This window comes from Glycomyces artemisiae, assembly GCF_003002955.1.
In the GTDB taxonomy this organism is placed as follows: Bacteria; Actinomycetota; Actinomycetes; order Mycobacteriales; family Micromonosporaceae; genus Glycomyces; species Glycomyces artemisiae.
The window spans coordinates 22,486-35,638 of the sequence record NZ_PVTJ01000012.1 but is presented as its reverse complement, the minus strand read 5'-3'; the positions used below and the strand labels follow the sequence as shown (position 1 = coordinate 35,638).

The 13,153-nt window shown below is 69.6% G+C and carries 10 protein-coding genes, 1 tRNA gene and 2 pseudogenes; 5 read left to right on the top strand and 8 right to left on the bottom strand.

What is annotated here, in order from left to right; genetic code table 11:
* Window positions 1–24 precede the first annotated feature (24 nt).
* A complete protein-coding gene (locus tag B0I28_RS23860; protein ID WP_106366372.1) occupies window positions 25–948 on the bottom strand; it encodes a replication-relaxation family protein in 924 nt (307 codons plus the stop codon).
* Between the two features lie 654 nt (window positions 949–1,602).
* Here B0I28_RS23860 and B0I28_RS28685 point away from each other — a divergent pair.
* Window positions 1,603–2,658: pseudogene (locus tag B0I28_RS28685) on the top strand (recombinase family protein); the annotation flags it as partial.
* A 72-nt stretch (window positions 2,659–2,730) separates the two neighbouring features.
* On the opposite strand, the gene B0I28_RS23845 reads toward B0I28_RS28685, so the two are convergent.
* From B0I28_RS23845 to B0I28_RS23825, 5 genes and pseudogenes are all read right to left on the bottom strand, one after another.
* Window positions 2,731–3,153 (bottom strand): hypothetical protein, encoded by a 423-nt coding sequence (locus tag B0I28_RS23845; RefSeq protein ID WP_146148218.1) that lies wholly within the window; start codon window positions 3,151–3,153, stop codon window positions 2,731–2,733.
* A 67-nt stretch (window positions 3,154–3,220) separates the two neighbouring features.
* Window positions 3,221–3,293, bottom strand: a tRNA-Trp gene (locus B0I28_RS23840).
* Between the two features lie 91 nt (window positions 3,294–3,384).
* Window positions 3,385–4,221: a MetQ/NlpA family ABC transporter substrate-binding protein gene (locus B0I28_RS23835; RefSeq protein WP_106366370.1), complete on the bottom strand. Its 837-nt coding sequence runs from the start codon at window positions 4,219–4,221 to the stop codon at window positions 3,385–3,387.
* A 35-nt stretch (window positions 4,222–4,256) separates the two neighbouring features.
* Window positions 4,257–4,916 carry a methionine ABC transporter permease gene (locus tag B0I28_RS23830; RefSeq protein WP_106366369.1) on the bottom strand — a complete coding sequence of 220 codons (660 nt, stop codon included), beginning with the start codon at window positions 4,914–4,916 and terminating at the stop codon, window positions 4,257–4,259.
* Window positions 4,917–4,960: 44 nt separating this feature from the next.
* A pseudogene (locus B0I28_RS23825) lies at window positions 4,961–5,680 on the bottom strand (methionine ABC transporter ATP-binding protein); the annotation flags it as partial.
* 238 nt (window positions 5,681–5,918) lie between these two features.
* Between B0I28_RS23825 and B0I28_RS23820 the strand changes: the two are divergent.
* From B0I28_RS23820 to nudC, 3 genes are read left to right on the top strand one after another with little or no spacing between them, the layout of a single operon-like run.
* A complete protein-coding gene (locus B0I28_RS23820) occupies window positions 5,919–7,220 on the top strand; it encodes a M16 family metallopeptidase (protein ID WP_106366367.1) in 1,302 nt (433 codons plus the stop codon).
* A complete protein-coding gene (locus B0I28_RS23815; protein WP_106366366.1) occupies window positions 7,217–8,530 on the top strand; it encodes a M16 family metallopeptidase in 1,314 nt (437 codons plus the stop codon). The genes B0I28_RS23820 and B0I28_RS23815 overlap by 4 nt, the downstream gene beginning before the upstream one ends.
* A complete protein-coding gene (gene nudC, locus B0I28_RS23810; protein ID WP_106366365.1) occupies window positions 8,527–9,444 on the top strand; it encodes an NAD(+) diphosphatase in 918 nt (305 codons plus the stop codon). Before B0I28_RS23815 ends, nudC begins: the two co-directional genes overlap by 4 nt.
* On the opposite strand, the gene B0I28_RS23805 is transcribed toward nudC, so the two are convergent.
* The gene (locus tag B0I28_RS23805) at window positions 9,441–10,400 is read right to left on the bottom strand and encodes an EamA family transporter (protein ID WP_106366364.1); all 960 of its coding nucleotides are present in this window, start codon (window positions 10,398–10,400) and stop codon (window positions 9,441–9,443) included. The two genes, nudC and B0I28_RS23805, sit on opposite strands and share 4 nt — an antisense overlap.
* Before the next feature lie 181 nt (window positions 10,401–10,581).
* Window positions 10,582–10,815 (bottom strand): mycoredoxin, encoded by a 234-nt coding sequence (locus tag B0I28_RS23800; RefSeq protein WP_106366363.1) that lies wholly within the window; start codon window positions 10,813–10,815, stop codon window positions 10,582–10,584.
* A gap of 135 nt (window positions 10,816–10,950) precedes the next feature.
* Here B0I28_RS23800 and B0I28_RS23795 point away from each other — a divergent pair, with 135 nt between their 5' ends.
* Window positions 10,951–13,092, top strand: a complete 2,142-nt coding sequence (locus B0I28_RS23795) for an ATP-dependent DNA helicase UvrD2 (RefSeq protein WP_106366362.1) — start codon at window positions 10,951–10,953, stop codon at window positions 13,090–13,092.
* Window positions 13,093–13,153: the final 61 nt, after the last annotated feature.

The window sequence follows — 13,153 nt, the reverse complement described above, 5'->3', positions numbered from 1 at the left end:
GCGGTCCTGCCTTGGGGTCGACCTTCAGGGGCCGACCTCCGGGTCCCAATCCCAAACGATCGGCCGATTCGCGATCTCATCGGCGATCCCGGGCAGCTCCCCGAGAGCGACAGGCAAGTCGCGGCCGAGCACGTTCCAACGCGGGTCGTTGAAGGGATCGGGGAACGTCTCAGGCTTGGTGAACGTCCGCTCGGCCTGGGTTGCAGAGCTGGCGGCGACGGTGAGCTTGCTGAGGCGCGTATTGCGCAGATGGCTCTCGTCCCACAGCTCGGTGGCCAGCGGGAGGAGGTTCGCCAGTCGGCTGGCGGTAGGAACCTCGATCAGCAACACCGCCTTTTCATACTGGTGGTTCGAGATGTGCTTCTTGTAGCTCGAGACCTTGTCGGCCAGGCGCTGCAGTGTTTCCGTGCCCCGGTCGTGCTCGAACCAGAACCAGAGCTGCCGTCCGTCGTTCCAGGTAAGGGTGACGCTCGCGTCGCAGCGCATGCCGCTATAGGCGCTGTATGGCTCGAACTGCCAGTCGATTTCGACATCGCCCCTGAAGCGTGCCGCGCGCATGAGGCGGCAGTAGAACGCGTTGATGCCCTCGGTGTGGGGACAGTGCGCGGACAGGAAGTGCTGTTGGGCCTTGAACGCTGCGTTCGCCTTGGTCGGGGGCTTCTCATCGGTGCGCAAAGCGTGGAGGTACTGGCCGCGCCAACCCAGGACGTAGCGGTAGGCGCGGCTCGAGGGGTTGCGCCATCGCGACAGGACGCCCATCTCGTACAGGGTCAGAAGACGAGCCGCCGCTGAATGGGCCGAGGGAAAGAACAGCGCCTCCAACATCCCGGCGGCCATGATCTTGTGGCGTGCGAGGGTCCCGATGATCGCGAAGTCACGCTCCATCAGCCGACCGGCGATCTCGTCGAAGTCGCCGGTGTTCTTGCCTGGGGTACGCCTGGCGGCCAAGCTGCACCTCCCATCTGCTCGCGCGCTGAGCAATTTCTCGAGTCGACCTGTTCAGCGCAGCAGGAGGACTCATAGAGAAAGAACATCGAGTAACCGGACTTGAAACGAAAGCCTGCGCACCTGGCGGTTACCGGCGCCGTTGCCTTCGGAAGAACGTCCGAGAGGCGGTTACTGCCTTGGGATGCTGGGGGCGGTTACTGGCCGAGCTTCCGTGAAAGTGAGCAGAAATCAACTTAGAGTGATTCATGCTGTAAGATGGATGGTCACCAGAGCTGGATTCGCAATGCCGGTGGGACACCTGTGTGGAACACCGCACCTCATCACTCTTCTTTTGCCTGCCCTTTTCGTGGCGCATCCCGCACCTGATCCGGAGTAAGTTCTTCCATTCGGAGCGACGTACTCCGGGGTGCTTGATGGCCCCGTGGAGTCGGCCTACGGTGGCATCAACCCGCCGCTACCCCGGTGCCGGGCGGTGACTGCCATGGGTGCCGGAGACATCAGAGTCCGCGTGGTTGGAGAACTGCGCGAGGAATTCGACGTTCGATCGCTCGCCGCAACGCTGGTTGACGCTGCCCTTGCGATGGCTGAGCGTGACGACGAGTCCGAACCTGTGGCGGGCCGTACCGACGACGACGATCGGAAGGCCGACGGCTCATGAGTGAAATCAACAAGAAGAAGCGAGCAGTGCTGTACCTGCGGGTGTCCTCCCGCAGCCAAGTCGACACCGATTATGACCCCGAGGGGAACTCCATCCCCGCGCAGCGCAAAGCCTGCCTGCGGAAGGCTGAAGAGCTCGGGATGGAGGTCGTAGAGGAATACGTCGAGCCAGGTCGATCGGCGATGACGGTAGACGGACGGCCAAAGTTCCAAGAGATGATGGCGCGAGTCAGGAACAGCAAAGACGTTGATGCGATCGTGGTCTACGCCCGCTCGCGCATGCACCGCGACACCACCGACGCGGCGATCACTCGTCGAGAGCTTCGGAAGCTCGGCGTGCAGTTGGTCTCGATCATGGATTACACCGAGGACAGCTACATCGGGGACTTGGTGGCTGCGATCCTCGACGGCGTAAACGAGTACCAGTCCCGCGCATCTGGGGCGGATGTCGCCTTCAAGATGGCCGCGAAGGCTTCTCGTGGTGGCATCCCCGGCACTGCTCCGCTCGGCTATCTGAACGTGGGGGAGAGGATCGACGGCCGCGAAGTGCGGACGGTCGCCGTCGATGCCGAGCGGGCGCCCTTCGTCGTCACGATGTTCAAGCTCTACGCTACTGGGCGCTACGGCTTCAAGGATCTCCAGCGCGCCGTGACGGAGGCGGGGCTGCGGACTCGCCCGAGGAAGGACGTGCCAAATGGTCGGCCGGTAACCATCGAGACCATCGGCCGACTGCTCCGTGACCGGCGGTATCTCGGCCGAGTCGTCTTCAAGGGCAAAGAGTACGACGGCCGGCACGAGTCGTTGGTCAGCCAGGAGTTGTTCGACCGGGTCCAGGACGTGCTGATCAACCAGCGTGGCGCTGGCACTCGCGAGCGTGTCCACGACCATCCGCTGAAAGGGCTTCTGTGGTGTGCGAACTGCCGCACGCGCTTCTACCTCGACACGGTGAAGAACCGGCGCGGCATCGTGTACTCGTACTTCCTGTGCAGTGGCAAGGCAGGCAAGCACTGCCAGACGCCCAGGATGCCTGTCGCGAAGATCGAGGCTGCGGTCGCCGCCCACTATGCGACCTTGAACGTGCCGCCTTCGACTGCGGCTGAACTACAGGCAGCAGTCGACAAGGCCCTACGGCAGAAGGGCTCGCTCTCGGCTTCGCTGAGGCGGAACCTGGAAGCCGAGCACGACCGGCTGGTCAGCCACCAGGACCACCTGCTCGATCTGGTCGGCAACCCTGAATGGCCGCAGGATCGACTTGAGGTCAAGATGCGGCGGCTGCGTGATGAGTTGGCAGCGATCGACGAGCGCTTGGCCGAGGTCGGCGACGCCAAGGTGGAGCGCGCTGGTGAGGCGATCGCGATGCTGCTGCAACTGCTGGATGATCCTCGGCGGCTGCTGAAATCGGTGCCGGAGGATTTCCACAAGACCTTCCACAGGTCGTTCTTCAAACGACTGCTCGTCTACGTCGATGAAGCGATGGGGGAGCCGAAGGTCAGCGCTGACGAGACCCGGTCGCCGTTCACGCCACTGCTGCCCGAGCAACGCAGTCATTTGGGGCCCGAAATGACGAACACCGGGCCGTTGATCACGGCCCGGTGTTCGGATAATGCTGGTCTTGCAGGGGCGACAGGACTCGAACCTGCAACCCTCGGTTTTGGAGACCGATGCGCTACCAATTGCGCCACACCCCTTTGGCCCGTCCGGTTGCCCGGCCTGGCCGCAACTATCTTACGTGGCGCGCGGAGGCCGGTGCAACCGGGTTGGGGCAGGTGTTTGGCCTGGTTAGGAGGCCGGGACGACGGAGCCGTCGGCCCAGGTGTCGAGGATGAACTGCTTGACCTCGTCGGACTGGAGGAGGTCGGCGAGCTTCTGGATGTCCTCGTTGTCGGCGTTGGCGGCGGTGGTCACCAGGTAGTTGGCGTACGGGTTGCCGTCGGGCGACTCGGAGTAGAGGGCGTCCTCGGCGGGGCTGAGGTCGGCCTCAAGGGCGTAGTTGCCGTTGATGACGGCGGCGTCGACGTCCTCCAGGGAGAGCGCGAGCTGGGCCGCTTCGAGGGGGACGAACTCCAGGTTCTTCGGGTTCTCGGCGATGTCGTCCTCGGTGGCGAGGGTCGCGTCCACGCCGTCGGCGAGGGTGATCAGGCCCGCGTCGGCGAGGAGGGCGAGGGCGCGGCCGCCGTTGGAGCCGTCGCCGGGGATGGCGATCTGGGCGCCGTCGGGGATCTCCTCGACCGAGGCGACCGAGGACGAGTACAGGCCCAGCGGCTCGATGTGCACGGCCGCGACGGTCACCAGGTCGGTGCCGTTGGCGGTGTTGTACTCGTCGAGGTACGGCTCGGTCTGGAAGAAGTTCGCGTCCACGGAGCCGTCCGAGGTCGCCACGTTCGGCTGCACGTAGTCGGTGAACTCCTCGACCTCGATCGTCAGCCCGGCGTCGTCAGCCAGGTTCTCGGCGATGTAGTTCAGGATGTCCGCGTGGGGGACCGGCGTCGCGGCCACGACGACGGTGCCGTTCGTCTCGGTGGGCTCGGACTCACCGGAGTCGTTGCCGCAGGCGGCGAGTGTCAGAGCGGCGGCTGCGGCGACCGAAGTCCCGATCAGGGCACGGCGATTGAACATAGTCTTCTCCTAATGAAGGTAGGGAAATCAGTGGTTTAGCGGCGGTCGAGGGTGCGGGCGCACCGGTCGCCGAGGATTTGGAACAGCTGCACGAGCACGACGAGGATCACGAGCGGCCAGATCATGTACTCGGTCTCGAAGCGCTGGTAGCCGTAGCGGTACGCGAGGTCGCCCAGGCCCCCGCCGCCCACGATCCCGGCCATCGCCGAGTACGAGACGACCGCGACGAGCGTCACCGTGAAGCCGCGGATCAGGCCGGGCGTCGCTTCGGGCAACACGACTCGCCACACCAGGCCGGGAGTCGACGCGCCCATCGAGCGAGCCGCTTCAATGAGGCCCGGCTGGACCTCCAGCAGCGCGCCTTCGACGAGCCTCGCGAAGAACGGAATCGATGCCACCGTCAGCGGCACGATCGCCGCCTCCGTGCCGATGCTCGTCCCCGTGATCAGGCGGGTCAGGGGCACGACGGCGACCATGAGCAGCACGAACGGCGCGCTGCGCCCGATGTTCACGATCAGGCCGAGCGGCGCGTTCACCACCGCGATCGGCTTCGGGCCGGTCTTCGACGTGATGTAGAGGACGGTGCCGAGCAGCAGCCCGCCCACCAGAGTCCAAAGGCCCGCAACCGAAACGATGTGGAGCGTCTCCCAGAACGCCTCGGTGAGCAGCTCGACGAGCCGGTCGCTGGAGTTCACAGCGCCACCTCCTCGCCGAGCAGGCGGGCCGCGAGGCGCCGCGCCTGGCCGCCCAGGCGCGAGTCGGCGTCGGCCAGGAGCTCGGGGACGTTCCCGATCTCCACGAACCGCCCGGACTCCATCACCGCCGCGCGGTGGCAGATCCGGGTGATGACCTCCAGCTCGTGCGTGATGAGCAGGACCGTCAGCCCCAGGTCGCGGTTGAGCCGAGCGAGCAGGTCGAGGATCTCGTCCGTCGTGTCGGTGTCGAGCGCGCTCGTGGCCTCGTCGGAGAGGAGCACGTCGGGACCGGACGCGAGCGCCCGCGCGATCGCCAGGCGCTGGCGCTGGCCGCCCGAGAGCTGCCCCGGGTACGCCTTCGCCTTGTCGGACAGGCCGACCAGGTCGAGCAGCTCCAGGGCGCGCTCGCGGCGCGCGGCCCGCTTCACGCCCCGGAACCGCAAGGGGAGCGCCACGTTCGAGGCCGCGTTGCGGTTCGACAGGAGGTTGAAGTGCTGGAAGATCATCGCGGTCTGGGACCGGGCCTCGCGCAGCTCGCGGCCGCGCAGGGCCGTCAGGTCGCGGCCGGCGACCTCGACGGTGCCCGCGTCGGGGCGGGTGAGGAGGTTCGCGGTGCGCAGCAGGGTCGACTTGCCGGCGCCGGAGCGGCCGAGGATGCCGAAGATCTCGCCGGGCGCGACGTCAAGGGACACGTCGTCGAGCGCGACGAGGTCGCCGAAGCGCTTCGTGACGCCGGACAGGCGGATGCTGGGACTGGAGTCCATGGGAAGAGGAGGTCGCTTTCGCTGTGGGTGATCGCCGCTTCGGGGCGCGGCGGTGCGGGAGCCCTCAGCTGGCGCACATTCGGCAGCACGACGCGGCGGCGCGGTCGGCGTCGCTGATGCGTTCGATGTGCTGCGAGTTCATAGCCTAGAAGTCAAGCAGGAATTCGTGCCGAATCCAAGGGGCTGTGACGAACGCCGCGTCATCGGAACGACACCGAGCTGAGATAGGGTTCCGACCATGACTGTTGCGACGATTCCGGCTCCGGCGTTCGCGATCGAGCGGTTCCGACTCGCGAACGGACTGCGCGTGGTCCTCGCGCCCGACCCTGGGGCGCCCGTCGTCGGCGTCGCCGTGGTCTACGACGTGGGGATGCGGTCCGAGCCCGAAGGGCGCACCGGCTTCGCCCACCTGTTCGAGCACATGATGTTCCAGGGCTCGCACAACGTCGGCAAGGCCGAGCACATGCGCCACGTCCAATCCGCGGGCGGCACCTTCAACGGCTCGACCCACATCGACTACACCGACTACTTCAACCTCCTCCCCTCGAACGGCCTCGAACTGGCCCTGTTCCTGGAGGCCGACCGCATGCGGGGCCCCGCGATCACCGAGGAGAACCTCGCCAACCAGGTGAGCGTCGTCAAGGAGGAGATCCGGGTCAACGTCCTCAACCGCCCCTACGGCGGCTTCCCGTGGATCAAGCTCCCGCCGGTCATGTTCGACACGTTCGCGAACTCCCACGACGGCTACGGCTCCTTCGTCGACCTCGACGCGGCCACCGTCGACGACGCGCGCTCGTTCTTCGACTCCTACTACCCGGCCTCGAACGCGGTCCTGTCCGTCGCCGGGGACTTCGACCTCGAAACCGCGCGCGACCTGGTCGAACGCCACTTCGGGAACGTCGAGGCGCGCCCCGCGCCCGTCCACCCGTCGTTCGACGAGCCCGACCTGACGGCCGAGCGCCGCCTCTCCTACACCGACGAGCGCGCGACCCTCCCGGCCGTCGCCGCGGCCTGGCGCGTGCCCGACCCGGTCGCCGAGCTCGACGCGTTCCTCCCGTACGTGGTCCTCGGCGAACTGCTCACCGACGGCGACGCGTCGCGCCTGGTCGAGCGGCTCGTCCACACCGACCGCGCCGCGACCGCCGTGGCCGCGCACTGCACGTTCATGGCCGAGCCCTTCGCGTCCCGCGGGCCGACGGTGATGCTCGTGCAGGCGTTCCTGCCGCCGGGCACCGCCGTCGACACCGTCCTCGGCACCGTCGACGAGGAGCTCGCGCGCGTCGCCGACGGCGTCGACGAAGCCGAGCTCGACCGCGTCAAGGCCCGCGTCGCCGCCCAGCTGCTGCGCGGCGACGACTCGGTCATGGGCCGCTCGCGCCGGTTCGCGACCGCCGAGATCTTCCACGGCGACGCCGCCATGTCGACCCGCTTCGCGGCCCTGCTCGGCGAGGTCACCGCGGAATCCGTCGCGCAGGCCGCCGCCGCGCTGACGCCGAACCGCCGCGCCGTCCTCGAAGTCGTTCCCGGAGGAGCCCAGTGAGCAGCATTCCCGTCCCCGGTCTCGCGCCGGAAGTCCCGCTGTCCCTGCCGGTCCCGATCGAGCGGACCCTCCCGAACGGCCTCCGGGTGCTGCTCACGCGCCGCCCCGGCGTCCCGCTCGCCGAGGTGCGCCTGTCGATCCCGGCCGCGCACACCGACCTCGCCGCCGCCGACCTCCTCGCCTCGACCCTGTTCGCGGGCACCGAGACCGCGTCGCTGACCGACATCGCCCGCCGCCTCCAGAGCGTCGGCGGCGCCCTCGGCGCCGGGGCCGACCCGGACCGGATCGCCGTGTCCGGCAACAGCCTCGCCACCGGGCTCCCCGAACTCCTGGAGACCCTCGGCGACGTCCTCAAGGCCGCCGAGTACCCCGAGTCGCCCTTCGAGGTCGAACGGTCCCGCATCATCGACAGCCTCTCGGTCGCCGAGCAGCAGCCCGACTTCCAGGTCAACCGCGTCCTCGACGCGCGCCTCTGGGAAGGCCACCCGTACGGCCACCAGCAGCCCACGGCCGCCGAGGTCGCCGCCGTCGAGCGCGAGGCCGTGCTCGCACTGCACGCCTCGCGCGTCCACCCCGCCGGCGCCCGCCTCGTCATCGTCGGCGACATCGACCCCGACAGCGCGTTCGCGGCCGTCGAGAAGGCCCTCGGCGACTGGAACGGCGCGGGCGAGCCCCGCACGATGGAGCCGCTCCCGGGCATCGAACCGGGCCCGCTCGTCCTGGTCGACCGGCCCGGCTCCGTCCAGTCCGCGATCCGCGTCGCCTACCCGGCGGTCGAGCGGACCCACCCGGACAACGCGGCCCAGCACCTCGCCAACCTCGTCTTCGGCGGCTACTTCACCTCGCGCCTGGTCATGAACCTGCGCGAGACGAAGGGCTACGGGTACTCGCCGCGCTCGCGCGTCGACCACGCCCCGGCCGGGTCGATCCAGCTCGCCGCCGTGGACGTCGCCACCGAGGTGACCGCCCCCGCGCTCGCCGAGGTCCGCGCCGAGCTGCGCGGCATGGCCGAGAACCCGCCCGCCGCAGAGGAGCTCGACCTCGCGCGCCGGTACGCGCTCGGGTCGATCAAGCTCGCCACCGCCACGCAGGCGGGCGTCGCGAACTACATCTCCGTGCTCGCCGCCGCGGGGCTGCCGCTGTCGTGGCTCGCCGAGCACTCCGAGCGGCTGCGGGCCGTCACGCCCGAGGACGTGCGGCGGGTCGCGGCCGAGCGCCTCGACCCCGACCGCGCGGTGACCGTCGTCCTCGGCGACGGCGCCGAGATCCGCGAGTCGCTCGCCGAGCTGGGGGAGATCGCCGCGCCATGATGCACCCGCCGCTCGCGGTCGACGAGGTCGACCGGTTCGCCGCCCACCGCGGCGACGACGCCTGGCTCGGCGACGCCTGGGAGAAGGCGCAGATCGTCGTCTGCGACCCCGAGCGGGAGCGCATCGACGCCGACGAGGACGGCCTGCGCTACTACGACGCGGGCACCGCGCCCGACGGCCCGCGCGTCTACCTCGGCGGCGAGGACCCGCCGGTGTTCGCGGTCTTCGCGGACCTCCCCGAGGGGCTCCCGGGCCGCTGGATCAAGCCGACCTGGGCGCCCCGCGACCTCGCGGTCGCCGTGGAGGCCATCGGGATCGGCCACTGGCACGCGACCTACCGGTTCCACCCGACCACCGGCGAGCCGCTCAGCGCCCGCATGGCCGGGTGGGAGCTGTCGGGCGCCAACGGGCGCCCGGTGTTCCCGCGCACCGACCCGGCCGTGATCGTCCTCATCGACGACGGCGCCGACCGGGTGCTCCTCGCGCAGCACCAGCGGTACGGCGGCCAGCCGAAACCCGCGGTGGCGCAGAACACGATCGGCGCGTCCGTGCAGTCCACGCGCAGCGGCCGGTACGCGTGCATCGCCGGGTTCGTCGAGCCCGGCGAGTCCGCCGAGGCCGCCGTCCACCGCGAGGTCGCCGAGGAGGTCGGCATCCGCCTCGACCGCCTCGACTACGTCTCCAGCCAGCCGTGGCCCTACCCGCGCTCGCTCATGCTCGCGTACCGAGCCACCGCCGACCCGTCGCAGACCCTTGCGCTGCAAGCCGAGGAGATCGCCGACGCCCGCTGGTTCACCGCCGACGAGGTCCGCCAAATGTGGGTCGACACCGCCGACGGCACCCCGAGCGCGGTCCGGATCTCCGTGGCGCGCTTCCTGATCGAGAACTGGCTCGAAGAAGAAGGCGGCCGCTAGACCTTCGTCACAGCGGCTTCCTCGGCCTCTTCCTCGACGCCGGTGCGCTTGGCGGCGACCGCGCGCTGCGCGGTGAAGACGCCGGCGATGACGACGAGGCCGCCGACGACCTGCGGGATCGTCAGGGCCTCGCCGAGGAGCGCCCAGGCGGCGAGGGAGGCCACCACGACTTCGGCGTAGCCGATGGCCCCGGCGACCGGTGCGGAGACGAACCGCAGGCCGCTCAGGCCCAGGCCGTACGCGACGGCGGTGCACGCCACGAGTGCGATGATGCTCACCAGGCCCGTCGTGTCGACGCCGCCGAGCGTCACCTCAGAGGACAGGACCGCCCAGTCGAGGGTCCACGGGGCCGCGAGCGGGGCGAGGGCGACCGCGCCGGCGGCGAAGCCGACCGCGAGGAGCACCCGCACATCGACTCGGGCCGTGAGCTTCTCACCAGAGAGGAAATAGGTCGCCTGGCACGCCGCGGCCGCGGAGCCCGCGATGAGGCCGACCGCGTCGAGGCGCAGGCCCGACCAGACCTCCACGACGATGCACAGGCCGACGAGGCTCAGGAGCACGCCGATGACGGCCGAGCGCGGCAGGATCGTGCGCCGCACGAACCGCACCCATGCGACGACCACGATGGGCCCCATGAACTCCAGCAGGAGCGCGATGCCGACCGGCAGCCGCTCGACCGCGATGAAGTAGAACGCCTGCACCGCCGCGATGGCGGTGAGCCCGAACAGCGCCAGCGCGCCCCACGGCAGCCGCGTCCCGCTCCGGAGGGTCCGCACCAGCGGCACGGCCGCGACGGCGAGCGCGAGGAGTCCGACCCCGCAGATGCGCAGCCAGGTGACCTGGATCGGGGTGAGCCCCGCCTGGATCACGACCTTGCCGAAGGGTCCGCAGACCCCGAAGAACAGGGAGGCGAGGAGGACGAGGGTGACGCCGAGGGCGGCGCGGGGTGAGGTCATGGGGGCTCCGCTGGTCGGGGAGGGCTGGAGGCAGAGAAAAGGCCCGGGACGGATCCATCCCGGGCCTGAATGCTTAGCGACCACCCCTCGAAGTCGCTAAGCAAGCTTGACGAGTCAACTATAGGGCATCGTACCGGCTTTGTGTCCTAAACGTGACCATAGTCTCGGTATGTGGCACAGGTCAAGCTGCGATCTTCTCTTTCACCTGCGCCAGAGAGGGATTGGTGAGCGCGGAGCCGTCCGGGAACCGGACGGTCGGGACCGTGGCGTTGCCGCCGTTGACCCCCATGACGAACTCGGCGGCCGCCGGGTCCTCCTCGATGTTGACCTCTTCGTAGGCCAGGCCCTCCCGGTCGAGCGCGGACTTCAGCCGCCGGCAGTAACCGCACCAGGTGGTGCTGTACATGGTGATCATCGATCCTCCTTCTCCATCGACGATAACGCGATACCGCCCCGGGGCATTCCTCCGATCGTGTCACTCCTCACGTTGGCCCCCATACTGGTGAGCGGTCCCCGAGTTTCCGTCGGAGCCCTCTGGAACACTGTCGGGATGAGCGCGCGCGACGAGGCCATCCACCTGCTCCTCTCCGGACTCGACCCTGAGCAGCGCGAGGCGGTGACCGCCGAGCCCGGGCCGGTCTGCGTCCTCGCGGGCGCCGGCACCGGCAAGACCCGCGCCGTCACGCACCGGATCGCCTGGCGGGTGCTGCGCGGCGACATGCGCGGCCAGCACGTCACGGCCGTCACGTTCACCGCGCGCGCCGCGGGGGAGATGCGCGACCGCCTCCGCGGCCTCGGCGTCTCCGGCGTCAACGCCCGCACCTTCCACTCCGCGGCCCTGCGCCAGCTCCGCTACTTCGGCACCCGCCGCTTCGGCGGCGGCCTGCCCGAGCTCGTCGACTCCACGCTCAAGTTCACCGCGATCGCCGCCGCCCGCGCCGGGCTCCAGACCTCCCGCGCCAAGAACTTCGACCTCACCACCGAGATCGAATGGGCCGCATCGTCCCTGATCGGCCCCGACGACTACGTCACCGCCATCGCCGCGCTCGGGCGCGACGCGCCCGCGGCCCCCGAGGACGTCGCGAAGGTCTACGCCGCCTACATCGAGGCGAAGCGCCGCGCCGGGGTCATGGACTTCGCCGACGTGCTCGCCCACACCGCCGACATGATCGCGGAGGACGAGTCGGCCGCCGACCGCATCCGCAGCCAGTACCGGTTCTTCGTCGTCGACGAGTACCAGGACGTCACCCCGCTCCAGCAGCGCCTGCTCGACGCGTGGCTCGGCGACCGCGACGACATCACCGTCGTCGGCGACGCCAGCCAGACCATCTACTCCTTCACCGGCGCCACCTCGGAGCACCTCCTCGGCTTCACCCGCAAGCACCCGAACGCCCAGCTGGTGCGCCTCGTGCGCGACTACCGGTCCACGCCGCAGGTCGTGGGCCTCGCCAACCAGATCATCGGCGAGTCCAAAGGGCGCGAGGCGAAGATGCGCCTCGAACTCATCGGCCAGCGGCCCGACGGGCCCGCCGTCGCCGCCGAGGTCTTCGCCGACGAGGCCGAAGAGGCCGACATGATCGCGCGCCGCTGCCGCCAGCTCATCGCCGACGGCACCAGCCCCTCCGAGATCGCGGTCCTCTACCGCACCAACGCCCAGTCCCAGGCCTATGAAGAGGCGCTCGCCTCCTACGGCGTGCCGACCGTCGTCACCGGCGCGGCCCGCTTCTTCGACCGGCCCGAGGTCCGCCAGGCCGTCGTCGCGATGCGCTCGGCCGCCAAGACCGACATCGGGCGGATGCCGCTGACCGAAGCCGTCGCCGCCGCGCTCGACGCGGTCGGCTGGCGCGCCGACGCCGCCCCTTCCGGTGGGGCCCAGCGCGAAGCGTGGGAGGCCGTCGCCGCGCTCGCCGCGCTCGCCGAGCAGTTCCTCGACCACCACCGGGCCGACCCTGACCAGGACGGCCCCGACCCGGACCTCGACGCGTTCTGCGCGGAACTCGGCCGCCGCGCCTCGGAGCAGCACGCGCCCGCCGTCGAAGGGGTCACCCTCGCGAGCCTCCACGCCGCCAAGGGCCTCGAATGGGACGCCGTGTTCCTCGTCGGCCTCGCCGACGGGACCCTCCCGACCACGTTCGCGCGCACCGAGACCGCGCTCGAAGAGGAGCGTCGCCTGCTGTACGTCGGCATCACGCGCGCCCGCGAGCGCCTCCAGCTCTCCTACGGCCTCGCCCGCACCTCCGGCGGGCGCGAGCGGCGCCTCACCCGGTTCCTCGCCCCGCTCGGCCTCGGCGGCTTCCCGAAGACGCCCGAGCCCGCGCCCGGAAAACCCCGCTCCGCCAAGAAGACCGCGAAGGTCCTCGACTGCTCCGGCTGCGGCAAGCCGCTCACCGATGCCCGCGACCGCAAGCTCGGCCACTGCGCCGACTGCCCGGCCACGATGGACGAGGAGCTGTTCGAGCGCCTCCGCGACTGGCGGGTCACCGTCGCCAAGCGCGACGGCAAGCCGGCCTTCACCGTCTTCACGGATGTGACGCTGATCGCTATCGCGGAGCGCTGTCCGGGATCCGACAGGGAGCTGGCGGCGCTCCACGGCATCGGCAAGTCCAAGCTCGACAAGTACGGTCCGGCCGTCCTCTCCCTGGTCAACGGCGGTGCCGTGGAGGACGCGGTGGCGATGTGCGAAGCGGCCTGACGACTTCTCCGGGCGACCGCAAAAACTTTCTTTCGAAACCCCGGAAAAATACGTTGCGCTC